19 protein-coding genes and 2 pseudogenes are annotated in these 17,801 nt (G+C 28.6%); 6 read left to right on the top strand and 15 right to left on the bottom strand.

Annotation, left to right across the window (positions count from 1 at the left end; translation table 11 throughout):
* The first annotated feature begins 8 nt into the window (after nucleotides 1-8).
* Both pxpB and ELQ05_RS05955 read left to right on the top strand, forming a co-directional pair.
* Nucleotides 9-749, top strand: a complete 741-nt coding sequence (gene pxpB, locus ELQ05_RS05950; RefSeq protein ID WP_070316790.1) for a 5-oxoprolinase subunit PxpB — start codon at nucleotides 9-11, stop codon at nucleotides 747-749.
* A complete protein-coding gene (locus ELQ05_RS05955; protein WP_134240013.1) occupies nucleotides 730-1,695 on the top strand; it encodes a biotin-dependent carboxyltransferase family protein in 966 nt (321 codons plus the stop codon). The genes pxpB and ELQ05_RS05955 overlap by 20 nt, the downstream gene beginning before the upstream one ends.
* Here ELQ05_RS05955 and ELQ05_RS05960 read toward each other — a convergent pair.
* Both ELQ05_RS05960 and ELQ05_RS05965 read right to left on the bottom strand, forming a co-directional pair.
* Nucleotides 1,692-2,588, bottom strand: coding sequence for a DMT family transporter (locus ELQ05_RS05960; protein ID WP_002921812.1), 897 nt, complete (start codon nucleotides 2,586-2,588; stop codon nucleotides 1,692-1,694). The two genes, ELQ05_RS05955 and ELQ05_RS05960, sit on opposite strands and share 4 nt — an antisense overlap.
* 33 nt (nucleotides 2,589-2,621) lie before the next feature.
* Complete coding sequence (locus ELQ05_RS05965; protein ID WP_070316788.1) at nucleotides 2,622-3,200, bottom strand: NAD(P)H-dependent oxidoreductase; 579 nt, start codon at nucleotides 3,198-3,200, stop codon at nucleotides 2,622-2,624.
* 99 nt (nucleotides 3,201-3,299) lie between these two features.
* Between ELQ05_RS05965 and rrpA the strand changes: the two are divergent.
* Both rrpA and ELQ05_RS05975 read left to right on the top strand, forming a co-directional pair.
* Nucleotides 3,300-3,646 (top strand): annotated as a pseudogene (rrpA, locus tag ELQ05_RS05970) (MarR family transcription factor RrpA).
* Entirely contained in the window at nucleotides 3,634-4,083 is a 450-nt protein-coding gene (locus ELQ05_RS05975; protein ID WP_070316787.1) for a lipocalin family protein, read from the top strand. The pseudogene rrpA and the gene ELQ05_RS05975 overlap by 13 nt, the downstream one beginning before the upstream one ends.
* 1 nt (nucleotide 4,084) lies before the next feature.
* Here ELQ05_RS05975 and ELQ05_RS05980 read toward each other — a convergent pair whose 3' ends face one another.
* Nucleotides 4,085-5,161, bottom strand: coding sequence for an NAD(P)-dependent alcohol dehydrogenase (locus tag ELQ05_RS05980; RefSeq protein WP_088303958.1), 1,077 nt, complete (start codon nucleotides 5,159-5,161; stop codon nucleotides 4,085-4,087).
* Between the two features lie 450 nt (nucleotides 5,162-5,611).
* Here ELQ05_RS05980 and ELQ05_RS05985 point away from each other — a divergent pair, with 450 nt between their 5' ends.
* Nucleotides 5,612-6,490 carry an aminoglycoside 6-adenylyltransferase gene (locus ELQ05_RS05985; RefSeq protein ID WP_134240014.1) on the top strand — a complete coding sequence of 293 codons (879 nt, stop codon included), beginning with the start codon at nucleotides 5,612-5,614 and terminating at the stop codon, nucleotides 6,488-6,490.
* A gap of 152 nt (nucleotides 6,491-6,642) precedes the next feature.
* Here the strand turns inward: ELQ05_RS05985 and ELQ05_RS05990 are convergent, their stop codons facing one another.
* The 12 genes and pseudogenes from ELQ05_RS05990 to ELQ05_RS06040 form a co-directional block, all read right to left on the bottom strand.
* On the bottom strand, nucleotides 6,643-7,662 hold the full coding sequence (locus tag ELQ05_RS05990; protein ID WP_243832736.1) for a hypothetical protein: 1,020 nt from the start codon (nucleotides 7,660-7,662) through the stop codon (nucleotides 6,643-6,645).
* Nucleotides 7,663-7,973: 311 nt separating this feature from the next.
* Complete coding sequence (locus ELQ05_RS05995) at nucleotides 7,974-8,729, bottom strand: carboxymuconolactone decarboxylase family protein (protein ID WP_134240015.1); 756 nt, start codon at nucleotides 8,727-8,729, stop codon at nucleotides 7,974-7,976.
* A gap of 107 nt (nucleotides 8,730-8,836) precedes the next feature.
* On the bottom strand, nucleotides 8,837-9,256 hold the full coding sequence (locus ELQ05_RS06000) for a cupin domain-containing protein (protein WP_070247970.1): 420 nt from the start codon (nucleotides 9,254-9,256) through the stop codon (nucleotides 8,837-8,839).
* A gap of 55 nt (nucleotides 9,257-9,311) precedes the next feature.
* On the bottom strand, nucleotides 9,312-10,289 hold the full coding sequence (locus tag ELQ05_RS06005) for an aldo/keto reductase (protein WP_134240016.1): 978 nt from the start codon (nucleotides 10,287-10,289) through the stop codon (nucleotides 9,312-9,314).
* Between the two features lie 61 nt (nucleotides 10,290-10,350).
* Entirely contained in the window at nucleotides 10,351-11,538 is a 1,188-nt protein-coding gene (locus ELQ05_RS06010; RefSeq protein WP_134224854.1) for an MFS transporter, read from the bottom strand.
* Nucleotides 11,519-12,151: a hypothetical protein gene (locus ELQ05_RS06015; protein WP_134224855.1), complete on the bottom strand. Its 633-nt coding sequence runs from the start codon at nucleotides 12,149-12,151 to the stop codon at nucleotides 11,519-11,521. Before ELQ05_RS06015 ends, ELQ05_RS06010 begins: the two co-directional genes overlap by 20 nt.
* The gene (locus ELQ05_RS06020; RefSeq protein WP_134224856.1) at nucleotides 12,151-13,278 is read right to left on the bottom strand and encodes an alpha/beta hydrolase; all 1,128 of its coding nucleotides are present in this window, start codon (nucleotides 13,276-13,278) and stop codon (nucleotides 12,151-12,153) included. The genes ELQ05_RS06015 and ELQ05_RS06020 overlap by 1 nt, the downstream gene beginning before the upstream one ends.
* Before the next feature lie 48 nt (nucleotides 13,279-13,326).
* Nucleotides 13,327-14,187: an aldo/keto reductase gene (locus ELQ05_RS06025; protein ID WP_126265552.1), complete on the bottom strand. Its 861-nt coding sequence runs from the start codon at nucleotides 14,185-14,187 to the stop codon at nucleotides 13,327-13,329.
* 295 nt (nucleotides 14,188-14,482) lie between these two features.
* On the bottom strand, nucleotides 14,483-14,812 hold the full coding sequence (locus ELQ05_RS06030; RefSeq protein ID WP_240692751.1) for an NAD(P)H-dependent oxidoreductase: 330 nt from the start codon (nucleotides 14,810-14,812) through the stop codon (nucleotides 14,483-14,485).
* Between the two features lie 107 nt (nucleotides 14,813-14,919).
* A complete protein-coding gene (locus tag ELQ05_RS08535) occupies nucleotides 14,920-15,096 on the bottom strand; it encodes a hypothetical protein (protein WP_240692750.1) in 177 nt (58 codons plus the stop codon).
* A 46-nt stretch (nucleotides 15,097-15,142) separates the two neighbouring features.
* Nucleotides 15,143-15,957 (bottom strand): annotated as a pseudogene (locus tag ELQ05_RS06035) (MFS transporter); the annotation flags it as partial.
* A gap of 78 nt (nucleotides 15,958-16,035) precedes the next feature.
* The gene (locus ELQ05_RS06040; protein ID WP_134224857.1) at nucleotides 16,036-16,461 is read right to left on the bottom strand and encodes a MerR family transcriptional regulator; all 426 of its coding nucleotides are present in this window, start codon (nucleotides 16,459-16,461) and stop codon (nucleotides 16,036-16,038) included.
* A gap of 222 nt (nucleotides 16,462-16,683) precedes the next feature.
* Here ELQ05_RS06040 and ELQ05_RS06045 point away from each other — a divergent pair.
* Nucleotides 16,684-17,801, top strand: a 1,118-nt coding sequence (locus ELQ05_RS06045; protein WP_208336087.1) for a cache domain-containing protein, incomplete at its 3' end; no start/stop codon positions are given.

Consider the following 17,801-nt stretch of genomic DNA (forward strand, 5'->3'; position numbering starts at 1 on the left):
TTTTAGCAATGTTTAGTGTGCATTTTAGCGGAAGCAAGGCTTTGCTTTTACGTTTCGAGCAAGAAATTTCACCTCAAATCAATGCCTGTGTTTTAAGTACAGAACAAAGGATACAAAAAGCCCTAAAAGAAGGTGAAATTTATGGGATTGATGAGTTAGTAAGTGCTTATGCAAGCTTGCTTATATATTTTAATCCTTGTATACTTTCTTTAAATTCTTTGCTTGATTTTTTAGAAAAAATTAAAAAGGATATTAAACTTACGGAGCAAAACTCAAGTCTTTGTATAGAAGTTCCACTTTGTTATGATGAAGAATTTGGACTGGATTTAGAATTTGTGTGCAAACACAATCAAATTTCAAAAGAAGAGCTTATATCTCTTCACACTAAGCCTTATTATCTTGTTTTTATGCTAGGTTTTATGGCAGGTTTTCCTTATCTTGGAGGTTTGGACGAAAGACTTTTTACCCCACGCCTTTCAAGCCCTAGAGCAAAAATAGAAGCTGGAAGTGTAGGCATAGCTGATAAGCAAACAGGAGTTTATCCTATATCAAGCCCAGGGGGTTGGCAAATCATTGCTAGAACACCTTTGGAATTTTTTGATAAAGAAGATGAAAAAAATCCCACTCTTTTAAAAGCGGGTATGTTTTTAAAATTTAAAGCCATTTCAAAAGATGAATTTTTCGATATCCAAGAGCAAGTTGCTAAAAAAGTCTATCAAAAGGAAATTTATGAGTATAAAAATCATTGAAGCGTCTATAAATTCAAGTTTGCAAGACTTTGGTAGAAAAAAATTTGCTAAATTTGGCATAGCAAGAAGTGGAGCTATGGATGAAGATGCTTTAAGAATGGCAAATATCTTACTTGGAAACAAACAAGATGAAGCAGGAGTTGAGCTTTGTTTAAAAGGTGGAAAATATAAATTTTTAGATGAGAATTATTTTGTTTTAAGTGGGGCTGAATTTGAAGCAAAGCTTAATAATCAAAAAATCAAAACTTATAAAGTATATAAAGCAAATAAAGGCGATATTTTAGAACTTGGTTTAGCAAAAATAGGTTTTCGTGGGTATTTATGCGTAGCGGGTGGCTTTGAAGTAAAAAGTTTTTTAAACTCTAAATCCAGCGATGCTAAAATAGGGGTTGGAATTTTTGAAGGAAGAGCTTTGCAAAAAGATGATATTCTAAATACTCATAATACTTTTATACCTTTTAATTTAGAAGCTAGAGAATGTGAAAATCCTCTTTTTAAAAGTCCTAAAGAGCCTATTATACGCGTTATTTTAGGAACAAATGAAGATGCTTTTACTCAAAAAGGCATAGATACTTTTTTAAATACTACTTATAAAGTAGGTTCAAAAAGCGATAGAATGGCAATTTACGCAGAATCTAGTGAAAGTATAGAGCATAAAAACTCAGCAGATATCATCTCAGATCCTGCGGTTTTTGGAAGCATACAAGTGCCAAAAAGTGGTATTCCTATCATTTTAATGGCAGGAAGACAAAGCACAGGAGGTTATACAAAAATAGCCACGGTTATAGAAAATGATCTAAGCTTACTCGCACAAGCTAAGTTAGGTTCTAACTTTAAATTTCAAAGCATTAGTATGCAAGAAGCTTTAGAGCTTTATAAACAAAGAGAAATAAATTTTAAAGCCATGGATCAAAAAATCAATCTTGATTTTGAAAATTTGATTTAAGCTTTTTTACCATAAATATTGATAAAATATATAGCACCTATAGCCAAGGCACAACCTAACAAGGTAAGTGCATTTGGCACCTCATCTAGTATAAAATAACTACAAATTAAAGCACTAGCAGGAGTGATTAAAACAAAAGAATTTGCCTTAACACTCCCTAAAATGTGAATCCCATAATAATAAATACTAGTACCTATAATAGTTGATAAAAAAGCCACGACAAACATACTGATCCAAAATTTAAATTCAAAATGAAAAATTTCATAACTTTTTACATCAAACAATACCCAAGAAAACATTAAAACAGAAATGAGATTAATATAAAAGTTAATCGCCAAAGGGTGAGCTCCTTTGGCTTTATGATTAAACACTGCTATCAAAGCCCAAATAAAAGAACAAGTTAAAAATAAAATATTAAATTTGCCAAATAAATCTTCTAAACTCCCTAAATTTAACAAACAAAATCCAGATAATAAACCTAAAAATAAGCCTAGAATTTCACTCTTTGTGATCTTGTGAGTTGATTTTTTATCTTTTTGAAATAATATTGCTATCATAAATATCAAATAAGAAAAAATAGGAATCATAGTTGTAACCAAAACACCGCCTTTTCCAGCTAAACCATGCTTAATGGCAATAAAAAATACAAAAGTATAAAGCCCATTTAAAATTCCTGCTATCAGCACCCATTTTAAAATAGATTTTTCAAGCCTTAAAGGAATTCTTAAAAAGCCTAATACCATCAAAGAGCCTAGCAAAACAAAGAAAAAACGCCAAAAAGTAATCACAGAAGTATCAGCATAAGCTGATAAAATCTTAGAAGTAGGCCAAGATGAGCCCCATAAAAACATAGCTAAAACAAGCAAGATATACAAATACTTTGTTCGAGTCAATGTTACACCTTGAAATTTTTAAGTCAAATTTTTTTAAAAAATTTTTTTCAAGTGTAGTTCATACTCGTTTAGATATTTTTCCACTTGAGGATTTTTAATCACATCGTGGCAAATAAAAGTTGGTAAAGCACTCATTCCTAAAAACTGATTTGCTTTGTGTAAATGCAAATAAACACCATCAACCCCAACACCTTCAAAAAATTCATCTTTTTCACTAAAAGCTTCAGATGGAGCATTCCAAGTGAGAGAAAACATATATTTTTTTCCCTGTAAAAGCCCGCCTTTACCATAATTTTTAGTAGGATTTGTATGACTTCTTCCATCGCTTGCGTATAATCTTGTATGCCCTGCAGTAAATACTTCATCCATATATTTTTTAACTATCCAAGGCTCGCCCATCCACCAGCCAGGCATTTGATAAATCACTACATCAGAATTTAAAATCTTTTGAATTTCATTTTCTACATCATACCCACGATCAATATGAGTTTCATTTATATTATAATTTAATTCTTTAAGGGTTTCAACAGCAAGATTATGCAAAGTAAGATTAAGCTCACCCTTAGAATGACCGAAATTCTTTCCGCCATTAAGTAAAAGTATATTTTTCATTTTTATCCTTTTTTAAATTTTATGATACAATTATAACTTAGCATAATATCATTTTCAATACAGAAAATAAAGTAAGATACTATACTAAAGGAATGTTAAATGACTAAAGAGAATTCTCAGTGCAATTTCGAAGAATGCGGATTTAACTATACTCTAGCATTAATTAATGGAAAATATAAAATGAGTATTTTATACTGCTTATTTCGCTATGAAATCGTGCGTTATAATGAACTCAAACGCTTTTTAAGCTCCATATCTTTTAAAACTTTAACCAATACCTTAAGAGAACTAGAAAACGATGGTTTAATCATCAGAAAAGAATACGCTCAAATTCCACCCAAGGTAGAATATAGCTTATCCAAACGCGGACAAAGTTTAATTCCTATTTTACAAGCTATGTGCAAATGGGGCGAGAAAGACAAAAAGGAAAAAAATGCTTGAATTAATTGGCGAACTTTCTTTGCAAAATTATATGGGAGAATGGCTTGAAATGGCTAGAAAACCAGCCTTTTTTCAAAAATCTTGCCTAAATTCAAAGGCAAAATACGAGCTTAAATACAAAAATGGCGTTCCTTATGTAGAAATTGAGAATTTTTGCAGTAAAGAAAATGAAATTTCAAGTATAAAAGGCAAGGCAAAAATCGTTTCAAATAGGCAATTAGCAGTGAGATTTAACATCTTTATGAACCTGTTTAATAAGGTAAATTATGAAATCATTTTTGTTGATAGCGAGTATAAAGTTGCCATTGTGGGTAGTCCTGATAAAAAATATCTTTGGATCTTAGCAAGAAATATAATTGATGAAAAAAGTATAAAAGAGCTTTTAAACATCGCTAGGCAAAGGGGATTTGACATTAGCGATGTGGTTTTTAATAAGTATTAAATTATTCTTTTGTCATATCAATGACATAGCGAAATTTAGCCTTTCCTGAGGTTAGATTTTCATAAGCTTTATCGATTTCTTGCGGTGTGATAAGCTCGGTTTCTGGATAAATTTCGTGTTTTAAAGAAAAATCAAGCATTTCTTGAGTTTCAGCAATACCGCCAATTAGCGAGCCATAAACCTTTTTACCTGCCTTATGTACAAGCTCGTTTATGCCTATATTTACCTTATCTTCCACAGGTGGTAAGCCAACTATAGCCATTTCGCCACCAAATTTAAGTAAATCCAAATAAATTGCAGGATTATAAGGCGTTGGAATGGTTGAGATGATTAAATCAAAACGTTCTTTTACGGCGTTTTTATCAGCGCTTGTGTAAAATGAGCTTACACCCATAGCCAAAGCGTCGGCTTTTTTGTTTTCATTTCTAGCAAAAACGCTAACCTTTGCACCCATTTTAACAGCGTATTTTACAGCCATCATACCAAGTCCGCCAAAGCCTGCTATAGCAACGCTTGAGCCTTCTTTTATCTTAGAAAATTTTAAAGGAGAGTAAGTAGTAATGCCCGCACAAAGCAAAGGCGCAACCTTATGCATCGGTGCATTTTTTGGTACACAAATGGCAAATTTTTCACTTACAACTATGTTGTTTGAGTAGCCTCCATAAGTGTTTTCATTGCCGTGAAATACATCGCAACTATTGTAAGTAAAGATGGTTTTGCCATTTTCGCAAAACTGCTCTTGTGAGCGTTTGCAAGCATCGCACTCACCACATGAATTTACCATACAACCAACCCCTGCGTAATCTCCTACTTTAAATTTACTCACATTTTTACCCACAGCGATAACTTCTCCTGCTATCTCATGCCCAGGCACGCAAGGATAAGTAGCTTTTCCCCACTCGCTTCTTGCGGTGTGAATATCGCTATGACAAATGCCTGCATATAGGATTTTAATCAAAATATCATTATCGCCAATGGCGTGGCGGCTAAATTCAAAGGGTGTAAATTTCGCATCTTTACTAAGCATTGCATAGCCTTTACTTGCGATGCGATTGTTTTCTAAAATTTTGTATTGCATTTTTGCTCCTTTTTTGATTTTTTATAATTATAAAACATTAGAGTAGCTATAAGTCAAGAGTGAAAATAATTTTTTAAAAATTAGAATAAATACTTGATGTGTTAAAATTTTTTGATTTTTTAACGTATTTTTTTATAATGTTAAAAATCTTTAGAAATTTTAAAATATAAAAGAATTTATACCGCCAAAGCTACTTCTAAATATAGAGAAAATGTGTGATAAAGGAGCAATTTTAAATGAATGAAATATATAAAATAAAACAAATTTTTATAGCGAAGATTTCTTAGAGCTTTTATTTTATTATCCTTAAACAAGGATAGAATTTTAATAAAATATTAAAATATCTTAAAATTTATGAAAATTTAATATTTTTAAAGTATATCAAAATGGATAAAAATCATTATTATATAAATATAAAACTTTTAAGATTTTTTAAAAAGGAATTTTTAGATGCAAAGCGAAAAAAGAATTTTAGAAAAAATTAAAAATATTGCTTTTATTTATAAACAAATTCGTCTTATAACACTTGAAGGTTCAAGAGTAAATAAGAAAGCTAAAAAGGATAAATATCAAGATTATGATATTTCATTTTTTCTAAAATCTAAAAATTTGAGAAAATTATTAAACCTAAACAAAAGCAAAGATATCAAAAAAGCAAAATTACCTAAATTTATTAAAAATTTTGGAAAAATTTTATTTTATCAAGCGCCTGAAAGCTTTGAATTCTATAAAGCTGATTTGCCTAAAAATTGGGTGAGTTTTTTGGTAATTTTTAAAAATGGAGTGAGAATAGACTTTAAATTTATCCCCTTAAAATCATTGAAACATTATTATAAATTTGAACCTTTAAGCAAAGCGCTTATAGATAAAGATCAAAGATTTAAGAAAACTCAAAATGAGAATGTTTTTTGCATTAAGAAACCAACAGAAAAAGATTTTGATGAAATATGCAATGAGTTTTATTTTACTTTTACAAAATTAGAAAAAGCTCTTTTAAGAAAACAATTTATAATGTCAAATTATTTGTTAAATTCTATGCGTGAAACACTTTTTGATATGCTTAGTTTTAAAGTCGGACTTAAATTTGGTTTTGAAATTTGGCTAGGTAAACAAAATACTGATATTCTAAATTTTTTAAAGCAAAAAGAAATAAAAATTATCTTAAATTCTTTTAATACTACTTCACTTGAACAAATTGAAAAAACAAGAAAAAAGCTTGAAAATTTATTTCACAGAAACACCAAATTTGTAGCAAAAAAGAATGACTTTAAGCTTTTTTCTTATCGAAAAAATGTAAAAAAATATTGCAAAATTTTAAGAAAATTGTAAAGATATTTTATTCTTCTTTAATAAAAACTACTTTTATTTCGCATTTTTATAGTCTTTAAGTTTTTTTAAACTGATATATTTAAAAATAAGTGTAATTTATACTAAAGTAAAATATTTTAACTTATACTTTGCACTTTAACTTTCCTTTTTTATCAAAAATCTTTATCTAAAACATATTTTTTATCTATTAGAAATGACTTTTTTAGTTTCTTATTTTCTTCTTTTTTGCTTTGTATATAATATACATCTTTTGCATCTGAAAGAATATATAAATCTTTTACTTTTAAACCTTCTTCATTTTCAATAAAGCTGATATTATTATCTAATAATTTATTTTTTACAATTTTATTTTTACTTAGTGTCATTTCTTCTACCTTAAAATTGCCTATTTTCAAATAAGAAGTGATATTTTCATTTAAAAACATAATAGATAAAAATAAGATAATAGTGTTAATCAAAACAAAAAATTTAAAACTTTTAAAGTCTTTAAAACACAATTGAAGACTAAAAAATATAAAAATAATTAAATGACCAATACCCAGATAAATACAATTAACTTCTTGAGATTTGATGATGATAAAAATACTAACAATGATCATAGATACATACATAATAAATATTAATATGGTTTGTAGCATAAAAGTTTCTATTTTATTTAATGAAATTCTATATTCTCTCCCAAAAAAATATAATGCACCATTTGCAACTATAAATACAATAACAATAGATATTAATAATAATATATTAGGTTTCTGTAATGTGATAAAAGTGATAATGGATGAAGCAACATAAATTATAAAAGGGATTCTTTTTGGTATTTTAAAATATTGTTTATATAGTTCTCTTGAAAAAGAAAATATTCCCATGTAGAAAAAACTAAAAATTCCTCCAAATAAAACTCCTGTAATCGCCAAAGCAGTTGCCTTTTGGCTATCCAAAAAAGGAATGGTTTTTGTTTGCAAAGAATGTAGAATGAGTATAAAAATAATTATGGAAAATCCAGCCAAAATTGCAACTTGAAATAAATCTTTTGAAGTTTGCAAAATTGATTTTGAAAGTTTAATAAAATCTTTTTTATCTTTTCTTATTTCATAACGTTCCTCATATTTTTTAAATTCAACTTTAGAATTAAACTCAAGCTCTTTTAACTCTGGTTTGGAAATATTTATCATATATAAATCAAAATAAAAATAAATTTCATCTTCTAAATCATCAAATTCTTGGGGATTATTTTTAAATTTTTCATATTCTAAATTTTCAAAAAATAAAATTTCTTTTTTTATCAATTTTTCTAATTTTATATTTATTTCTTTTATATTTTTACAATTTGTAATTTCATAATTGCTTCTTTCCTTTTCAAGTTTTTTTATCAATTCTTGACATTCTTGTAATCTTTTTTCTTTTATATTTAATAAAGTTTTAAATTCCATTTTTTAATCCTTTCATTCAATAAAAATGCAACATAAATTTTTAACATAAAAAATTATAAAGTCAAGCTATCTAACACAGCAATTGCATTTAAAGCCCTTGGATAACCGATATAAGGAATAAGAGCTGCAATGATATTTAGCAAATCTTTTCTACTTTGTCCCATGTTAAGATTGCCTTGTATGTGAGCTTTTACTTGATTATCTAGCCCACCAAGTGAGATAAGATATACAAGGGTTAAAAGCTCCCTAGTTTTTAGATCAAGTCCCATGCGTGTATAGTAGTCTCCAAAACAATTCGCACTCAAAAAATCATTTATAAAAGCTTTATCTTCTAGGGTAGATTCTATCATTTTAGTGATATTGGCTTCACCAAAAATAGCATTTTGTATTTCCCTGCCTTTTATTTTGCGATTTTCTTGCGTAGTGGTGTCTTGTGAAGTCAAAGATAAGGCAATATTTAGTTTTTTAAATGCTTTATTACAAAGACTTAAAAAATCACATACTCTAGCAAAACCCACATAAGGCGTAGCTTGATAAATCACTTCTTTGATGACAATAGGACTTATATCGTTCTTGATTGCACCTTTAAGTAAAGCTTTAAACTCTATTTTTCCACCTATTGCTAAAGTAGAAGCAAGGGTGATTAAAAAATATTTTTGTGTATCCAAATTTGCTTTTACAAAACTCTCGCCAAAAGTAAAATTTATGTGATTGATAAAATGCTCTTTATCACTTGCAAAAAGTTGATCCTTTTTTGCTCCTCCTAAGAGTTTTTCAAAAATTTCTCTTGCTTTTTGTCTTAATTGCATGGTTTTATCCTTTGTAATTTTTAAAGTTTGTGAAAAAAGAGCATTTAAAATACTTCAAAAACATAAAAGTTTTTATAAAAATTTTGTGTTTTATTTACAAATTTCTTTTACTCTCTTGCTTCTTTTAAGGCATTTTCATATTCTTCATCGCTTACAAGCTCAAGCCATTCTACATTTTTACCCTCTTTCTCGCCTGTAAGTGCTATGTGTGCTCCACTACTTGTATTAGTCGCACCATGAAAATGTTTTACTCCTATAGGACAGCTTATCACATCGCCTTTTTTAGCAATAAATGCTTTTTGCCCTGGAACTTTTGTGATGATTTCGCCCTCTGTTACGATTAAGGTTTGTCCTTGAGGATGTGTATGCCATGCACTTCTAGCACTAGCTTCAAATTCAACCAAAGCTCCACTAAAATTTCTCCACTCATTTGATTTAAACATCATAGAAACTTTTACATTTTTGCTAAAAAATTTACTATCGCCTTTAAAACTTCCATGAATTCCTTTACTTTCAAGTTCTTGCATTTACACTCCTTTAACAAAACTACATAAAATCATTATAAGAAATAAACCAAACTTTCTATTTCCCAACTCTAAGAGCAGCTTCACCGGCATAGCGATCCCCTTTGATTTTTATTTTATCCAAGATACTCTTTAAATGATTTAATTCTTCTTGAGTAAAATCAATATTAACAGCGTTAATGTTTTCTTCTAACCTTTGCAAATTTGTTGTTCCAAAAATAGGCACAATAAATGTTTTTTGTGCTAAAACCCAAGCAAGAGCAATTTGTGCTAAAGTAGCATTTTTAGCTTTTGCTATATCTTCTAATGCATAAACTAAATCCAAATTAGCTTTTAAATTCTCGCTTTTAAAACGTGGAACTTGCGATCTAAAATCATTATTTTCAAAAGTAGAATTTGCATTAAATTTACCTGCTAAAAATCCTTTTCCTAAAGGAGAAAAAGGAACAAAACCTATATTTAATTCTTCCAAAACTTTTAAAAGTTCTTTTTCTGGTTCTCTCCACCATAAAGAATACTCACTTTGAACCGCACTAAGCGGAAATACTGCATGAGCTTTTTTAATGCTTTGCACTCCTGCTTCACTCATACCCCAAGCTTTAATTTTTCCTTCTTTATAAAACTCGCTCATTAAGTTAGCAACTTCTTCAACTGGAACATTTGTATCAACTCTGTGTTGATAATAAAGATCAATACAATCCGTTTGCAAACGCTTCAAACTACCTTCTAAACTTTGTCTGATTTTATTAAGCGTGCTATCAACAATTTGCTTAGCACCCTCAATTCTAACACCAAATTTTGTTGCTAATACCACTTCATTTCTAAAAGGTTTTATTGCTTTACCTACTAATTCTTCATTAACAAAAGGACCATAAACTTCGGCTGTATCAAAAAAATCAATACCAAGATCCTTTGCCCTATGAATGAGTGTTATCATCTCTTTTTCATCTTTAGCTTCTCCATAACCAAAGCTCATTCCCATACAACCAAGTCCTAAGACACTTACTTCCAAATTTCTTAATTTTCCTTTTTGCATTTGTTTTTCCTTTTTATAAAATTAAATTTACAAAATTATATAAGCTATCATCTAGTGTAAGTCAAGTATTTTTTAGATACATTTTCTTATAAATAATACTCACAACAAAAAGTACCAAAATCCAGATTAAAAACTCCATTTTTAGCCCAAAAACTTTTACCATAGGTGTTGTAACGATAGGACAGATAAATTGCCCAAAAAATATACAACTTGCCAAGCCACTATAAGCTCTAGCACGAGAATTTGACTTTGTAAGTTTAAAAAGATAGGCACTATTATTTGTAACAATTAGCCCACCAACCATTCCAAAAATAAATAAGCTAATAACACAAACAGTAAAATCTTCTATTAAAAATACAAGCAAAAATCCAAAAGCCTCCAAAATAAGCCCTAACACATAAATTTGTTTGATATTTAAAAATTTCACAATGTCCTTATAAAGATAACAAAAGATTCCATAACTTATAGTTGGCACAGCCATAGCAAAACCTATGTATTTAGCATTAAGTCCTAAACTTTCTATGTAATGTGGAAAATTAATACCAGCTAAATAATAAATTAACATAATAAAAAATCCCATAAAATAAATAGGTAAAAAAGGCTTGTAATTTATCTTTTCTAAGGGCTTTTCTTGTATATATTTTTTAGCACTTCGTGGCTCAAATAAATAAAAAAGACAAAAAATAAAAATAAAAATCCCACTACCATAAACCAAAAACACATAACGCCAAGAAAAACTCGCCAAATATCCACTAATAATAGTAAGCATTGCACCACCCATTGCTAAAATAAAGCCTTGTAAACTCAAAGCCTTATCACGTCTATCTCCTATGCTATAATAATCTCCAAGTAAGGTGCTTGCTGCTGTTGTAATGAAAGCTGTAGCTATACCAAAAAATGCCCTACTAATTAACAAAGCATAAATACTATCTAAAAAGCACCCGCTAACTCCAGATATAATCCATAAAATCATCGCAGGATAAAGAAATTTTAACTTACCAAATCTATCTATTAAATTTCCTGCTATAGGTGAAAAAATCATCACAAAAAGTGCAGGAATAGTAACCACAAGACCACTTAAAAGCTCTATATTTGAAACATTTTTAAAGTATTCATTCATAGCAGGTAATGCAGGAGCTATCACAATAGTGCCTAAAACAGTCATCATCGCTGCCGAAAAAAGTACGAGTTTAAACATAAGCCTTTCGCTTAAGTGAATAATTTTTTTATCAAGCTTTGAATGTTGCATAATTTTTTCTTTGTAAGAAATTTATAATTTTTTCTTTGTCTAGCTTTTCAAAAGCATTATTTTGGGATATTAAATTTTCATTATATTGTTTTAAGTTTCTTGTGGTTTTTTCTTTAAGTTTAAATTCATATTCTAAGCCTTGCAAAATAGTCGCTTTAGTTAGATTTTTTATCTCATTTATAGAATTTCCAAAACCCCATCTAGCATTAGTAATAATAGGAGTTAGGAATTTATTTTCAAAATCATGGTTTTTTAAAAAACTTTTTATAGGAGCACTTAGAGACAATCCCCAAAGAGGCGAGGCAATAAAAATATGAGTGTATGCACTTAAATTTAGCGAATAAGGTGCAAGTTTGACAAAGATTTTCTCTCGCTTTTGTTTTTGAGCTAAAGTCACCATTTCATCGTAATTTGTAGGGTAAATTTCTGCACTCTCAAGCCTTAAAATATCACATTTTAAAACGCTTTGTATAAATAAAACTAAAATGTGAGTATTTAGTGTCCTTGTATAATAAACAAGTAAAATTCTTTTATTCTGTGCCAAGCTAAAACTTGGTGCACTTGCTAAAATTCCTATCTTGAGAAGATATTTTAAAAACTCTCTTTTATTCATTATAAATATTTCTCATAAAATTTTTGCAATTTTGTTAGAGTTGCATTTACAGAATCTTTTTTGTAATAACTTTGTATATGTGTGGTATCTTTTAGCACGAAAAGTTCTTTATTTTGAGTTCCTATTGCCTTATCAAACGCTTCTTTACTCATATAAGCTGTATCTGCTTTATCACCTACAAGCATAAGCAAAGGCTGAGTAATAAGCTCAATTTGATCAGTTGCATCAAAACTCATAAGATCCATTAAAGAACTTGTTGTATAAATAAAACTAGAATTAGGATGTGCATGAGTATCTCCATAATAAATCATACCCTCACGATAAAGATCTGTAGGAATTTTATCAAGCTCTTCTTTATTTAATTTTTTAGGAGCAAAACCTGTATAGCTTATTTTACCACTTGTAGCTTCTAATTCTCTTGCTTTACTTGCGTTTAATAATTTTTCTTGAATCTTATCAAGCTCACTATTTAAAAAACCATTACGACGAACAAGTCCTGTATTAAAAACACTTAAAGTTGCTACTGCTTTTAATCTTTTATCTTTTTGCGCTGCTTTTAATGTGTAGCCACCTCCTCCGCAAATTCCTAAAATTCCTATTCTTTCCTTATCTACCCCTTTAAAAGTATCTAAAAAATCAATCGCTTTAGAGATATCTTCAACTCTGCTTGATGGAACATCTTTATTGCGTGGAAAACCTTGGCTTTCTCCTTGATAAAAAGCATCAAAAGCTAAAGTAATATAACCAAGCTCTGCTAATTTTTGTGCAAAAAGCCCTGCAACTTGCTCTTTTACCCCACCATTTGGATGGGCTACAACAATAGCTGGATATTTTAATTTTACACTAAAATTTGCAGGTAAATAAAGATTGGCTACACTTTTATTATTGTCTAATCCATAGCTTACCTTCTTAATATTTACTTGACCTTTTTGATTTGCAACTATGGCATTCTCATAAACCAAACCGAAAGGATTTTTACTGATATTCCTCAATGCTTCTTTACTAGGATTTAATTTTTTATCATCAAAGTCTTGAACTTTTTCATTTGCAGATAAATTAGATTTTAAACTAAGACTACTTAATGCTATTGCACCTGCTGTAACTTTAAAAAAATTTCTTCTTTTCATTTTTATTTCCTTTATCAAAAATATAATTTCAATCCAACTTTAAAAAATTTAACGTTTTAATTGATACATTTGTTTAACAATATTGGGATCTTGATGATTAAAAAACAAACTCTCTTTATTGTCAAGTTTAGATATTTCTAGCATATCTTGCTCATCTAAACTGAAATCAAAAATATTAAAATTTTCAAACATTCTTGCTTTTTGAGTGGTTTTTGGAATAACAATAATATTTCTTTGTATCAACCATCTTAAAATTACTTGTGCATTTGTTTTTTGATATTTTAAACCAATATTTGCAATTGTTTCATTGTTAAAAATATTATTCTTGCCTTCTCCAAATGGTGCCCAAGATTGCATTTGCACATTAAGCTCTTGCATAAGTTTTTGTGCTTGAAATTGCGCATGAAAAGGATTGCACTCTACTTGATTTATAGCTGGCTTTATCTCATTTCCAAAAACAAAATCTACAAGCCTATCTGGATAAAAATTGCTTACACCAATAGCTTTTATTCTACCTTCTTTATAAAGCTTGCTCATTGCCCTATATGCTCCATATATATCTGAATAGGGTTGATGAATAAGATATAAATCTATATAATCAAGTTTTAATTTTTTAAGAGAATAATCAAATGCTTTTAAAGCTTTTGTTTCATTTGCATCGCTAAGCCATAATTTAGTAGTTATAAAAATCTCCTCTCTCTTGATTCCATTCTTTAAAGCATTGATTATACCTTGTCCAACTGCTTCTTCATTACCATAGCTTTGTGCTGTATCAATCAATCTATATCCTATATTAATTGCATTTTCAACACACTCTTGACATTTTTTTAAGTTGTCAATTTGATATACACCATAGCCTATTACTGGTATTTTTATTCCATTATTTAAAGTAATCTTAAAATCATGCATTCTAACTCCTGTTCTTACAAAAATTAATACTCTAAAATATAAAAACACTTAAGCATCAAAAGCGAGTTTGTACTCACTCTTATAAATTTTATCTCTTAAACTAAAAATTTAACTTATTTTTGAGTTTGTTTTAATTTATAGTCAGTGCTTTTTTATAAATATTTAAATCAAGACCATCAACACTTACATTAAAAATAGCGTAAGGCTTAATACTTATACAACCTAAATACTCAAAACCATAATAAATAGGTCTTAAAAGATCTTCTAAAGTAGCACCGTGATGTCCATCATAACTTTACTCAGCACCACCCAAAGTTGTAATAACTTGAAAAAATTTACCTTTTAAAAGCCCTTTTTTACTATATAAAATTGCACTTAAAACTCTATCTTGCCACTCTTTAAGCAAACTTGGGGTGCTAAACCAAAAAAGTGGGAATTGAAAGATAATTTTATCTGCTTCCTTTAGCAAAGCAAGTTCTTTATCAACATCAATCTTGCCATCATTATAACTTGTACTAAGATTGTGAATTTTTAAACTATCTATATCTTTTATGCTTTCTAATAAAGTACGATTTACTTTTGAATCTTTCCAAAAAGTATGAGCAAAAACAATTAAAGTTTTCATTTTATCTCCTTTTAGTATAAAATATAAGGTTATTAAATTTTAAAATTAAAATCTTAATTTCATTTTTTCTACCCTCCTTCTTAATAAAATCATTACAATTCCTAAAATCAACAAAAAATAGTACTTACAACAATAAAGCGTGTATTACTCAAAGATATAACCACTCCACAAATAGCACTTCCACTACTCAACCCTATGTTAGCTACACTTATAAAAAGTCCATTGCTAAAATCAGGAGCTTTTGGAAAAGGATGGTTTATTATAAAGTGTGTACCATTATTCATTATTCCGCCTAAAATTCCCAATATAAAAGCAAAGTAAAATGTGCATTTTCACAAGAGTTTTTCCTGCTATATAATTACCTATAATGTTTGAAAAACCATAAATAGCCAATACAACACTAATGAAAGTAAAATTCATCTTTGCTGCACTATACAAAAAATCAGAAAAATAAGAATAAAATCCCAAAATTCCAGTATTTATACAGATAACACAAAGAATGCTAATCCACAAAAGTGGGTATCTTAAGATAAGCAGTTGCTTAGTTATTTTAACAGGATTTACCCTTTTAAAATCAGGCACAAATAACAAAGTTGCTAAAAAAGATAAACTATTTAAAATACAAAAAAATAACATCGCCACTTCAAAACTAAAATTTCCACCAAAATAACTAGTCATAGGCACATCCAAAACCATCCCTGCACTCACTGCTGTAAAAATCTTAGCCGTAGCTTTTGGGACTTCTTGTTTATCTTCAACTAAATTAGCAACCATACTAAAACAAGAGCTATATAAATAGGATGAAAAAAAGCAGGAATAATTCTAAAAATGAGCAATTGCCAAAATTCATTTACAAAAGCACTCGCAAAAGAAAAAAATGTAAAAACTAAAAGACAAATAAGCATTAATTTTTTAAGATTGAAATTTGCACAAAGCAAAGGGACTATAGGTGCACAAAAAGTTATCACGAGCGCAAAAACACCTACGCTCCAACCCGCATCAGAAATACTCACATGAAAATTTTCAGATACTACAGGAATAATCCCCATCATTCCAAGCTCTGTACTTAAAATTCCAAATACACCTAAGCAAAATACTAAAATAATTTGAGAATTAGGTATTTTATCCCTATTTAAAGTTAGCATTTTATCCTTTCAATTTTTAAATTTTTAAAAGTATAAAACCTAACATCTAGTGTAAGTCAAGAATAAAATTAAATATTTTTAAATTTTTACTCGTTTTTTTCGTTTAATATAATCTTTACTTAAAGGATTTAGCTCATCTTTATTTTCCATAACCATTTTTTCATAATAATCTATTTTAAAATCAAGTTTTTTTATAATATTCTCCAATTTTTTCATATCCTTTAGTGTTTTTTCTTTTAATTTTAAAATAATCTCTAATCTCTCTTTTGCCGTATCTTTACCCTTAGCACATAAAAAAATATATCTTTTAAGATCTTCAATACTCATACCAATTTGTCTATAACAATCCACCCAAATCACCCATTCTAAATCTTTTTCACTAAAATAACGCACTCCATTTTTATCTTTTTCCACAAAGGGAAATAAACCTTTATCTAGCCAAAACCTAAGTGTTCTACTAGAAACTCCTGTTTTTCTTTCTATCTCTATGATCGTATAAGCCATTCTAATCCTTTATAAATATAAATTTCATACAATTCAATTTTTAACTAAATATTTTATTATTTTATATTAATGCTACTTTTTAGAAAAATACATATAATTTTCAATTAATATAATTAAATTTTTAAATTTTCAAGATAAAAGTCAAACAATATTTTATATTTTTTGATAAAATAATACTACATTTAATTTTAAATTAAAAATAAATACAAAAAAAGGAAAAAAATGAATAGTATAAAAATCAAACTTTCTCTCATTGCAAATTTAATTGCAATTTTTGCTTTAATTGTTCTAAGTATTGTGAGTTTTTATTTTACAAAAACCTCATTACATGAAGCTACCCTTAAAAACCAAACCGACTTGCTTAAGGTCACACAATCTACCGTCGAAGATTTCCGTTCTACAAATCAATCTTTTACTAGAGCTTTAGAAAAAGATATCACAAATTTACCTTATCAATCCTTAATCACTGAAGAAAATATTATTAACAATGTTGGTCCGATATTAAAATATTATCGTCATAGCACAAATGCACTAAATGTTTATTTAGGTTTAACTAATGGAAAAGTTTTACTTAGTCAAAAATCTAATGATGCAAAAATGCCTGAGTTGCGTGATGATTTAGATATAAAGACAAAAAATTGGTACCAAGAAGCTTTAAAAACAAATGATATTTTTGTTACACCAGCATATTTAGATGCAAATTTAAAACAATATGTAATAACGTATTCTAAAGCTATCTATAAAGATGGTAAAATTATAGGGGTATTAGGTATCGATATACCATCAGAAAATTTACAAGAGTTAGTTGCAGCAACTCCTGGAAATACACTTTTATTTGATAGAGAAAATAAAATATTTGCAGCAACTAATAAAGAATTATTAAATCCATCCATTGATCATTCTCCTATTTTAAATGCGTATAAAACACATGGAAACTATAACTTTTTTTCTTATGAATTAGATGGCCAAGAAAGACTTGGAACTTGTACTAAAGTCTTTACCTATACAGCTTGTATTAGTGAAAGTGCTGATATTATAAATAAACCTATTCATAAAGCCGCATTTATTCAAGCCATTGTTGTCATTATTGTAGTAGTATTTAGCGTCATCCTCCTTTATTTCATCGTATCAAAATACCTCTCTCCACTTACAACTATTCAAACAGGTTTAAATTCATTCTTTGACTTCATCAACCATAAAACAAAAAATGTTTCTACTATAGAAGTAAAAAGCAATGATGAATTTGGACAAATCTCAAGTGCTATCAACGAAAACATCCTTGCTACTAAAAAAGGTTTAGAACAAGACAATCAAGCCGTTAAAGAATCAGTTCAAACCGT

This window comes from Campylobacter sp. US53, assembly GCF_004378995.1.
Taxonomy (GTDB): domain Bacteria; phylum Campylobacterota; class Campylobacteria; order Campylobacterales; family Campylobacteraceae; genus Campylobacter_D; species Campylobacter_D jejuni.

Bases quoted from the DNA above. Each gene is read 5' to 3' on its own strand.
- pxpB (WP_070316790.1), top strand. From the start codon at position 9: ATGTTTAGTGTGCATTTTAGCGGAAGCAAGGCTTTGCTTTTACGTTTC.
- ELQ05_RS05955 (WP_134240013.1), top strand. From the start codon at position 730: ATGAGTATAAAAATCATTGAAGCGTCTATAAATTCAAGTTTGCAAGAC.
- ELQ05_RS05965 (WP_070316788.1), bottom strand. From the start codon at position 3,200: ATGAAAAATATACTTTTACTTAATGGCGGAAAGAATTTCGGTCATTCT.
- ELQ05_RS05975 (WP_070316787.1), top strand. From the start codon at position 3,634: ATGCTTGAATTAATTGGCGAACTTTCTTTGCAAAATTATATGGGAGAA.
- ELQ05_RS05980 (WP_088303958.1), bottom strand. From the start codon at position 5,161: ATGCAATACAAAATTTTAGAAAACAATCGCATCGCAAGTAAAGGCTAT.
- ELQ05_RS05985 (WP_134240014.1), top strand. From the start codon at position 5,612: ATGCAAAGCGAAAAAAGAATTTTAGAAAAAATTAAAAATATTGCTTTT.
- ELQ05_RS05990 (WP_243832736.1), bottom strand. From the start codon at position 7,662: ATGATAAATATTTCCAAACCAGAGTTAAAAGAGCTTGAGTTTAATTCT.
- ELQ05_RS05995 (WP_134240015.1), bottom strand. From the start codon at position 8,729: ATGCAATTAAGACAAAAAGCAAGAGAAATTTTTGAAAAACTCTTAGGA.
- ELQ05_RS06000 (WP_070247970.1), bottom strand. From the start codon at position 9,256: ATGCAAGAACTTGAAAGTAAAGGAATTCATGGAAGTTTTAAAGGCGAT.
- ELQ05_RS06005 (WP_134240016.1), bottom strand. From the start codon at position 10,289: ATGCAAAAAGGAAAATTAAGAAATTTGGAAGTAAGTGTCTTAGGACTT.
- ELQ05_RS06010 (WP_134224854.1), bottom strand. From the start codon at position 11,538: ATGCAACATTCAAAGCTTGATAAAAAAATTATTCACTTAAGCGAAAGG.
- ELQ05_RS06015 (WP_134224855.1), bottom strand. From the start codon at position 12,151: ATGAATAAAAGAGAGTTTTTAAAATATCTTCTCAAGATAGGAATTTTA.
- ELQ05_RS06020 (WP_134224856.1), bottom strand. From the start codon at position 13,278: ATGAAAAGAAGAAATTTTTTTAAAGTTACAGCAGGTGCAATAGCATTA.
- ELQ05_RS06025 (WP_126265552.1), bottom strand. From the start codon at position 14,187: ATGCATGATTTTAAGATTACTTTAAATAATGGAATAAAAATACCAGTA.
- ELQ05_RS06030 (WP_240692751.1), bottom strand. From the start codon at position 14,812: ATGAAAACTTTAATTGTTTTTGCTCATACTTTTTGGAAAGATTCAAAA.
- ELQ05_RS08535 (WP_240692750.1), bottom strand. From the start codon at position 15,096: ATGAATAATGGTACACACTTTATAATAAACCATCCTTTTCCAAAAGCT.
- ELQ05_RS06040 (WP_134224857.1), bottom strand. From the start codon at position 16,461: ATGGCTTATACGATCATAGAGATAGAAAGAAAAACAGGAGTTTCTAGT.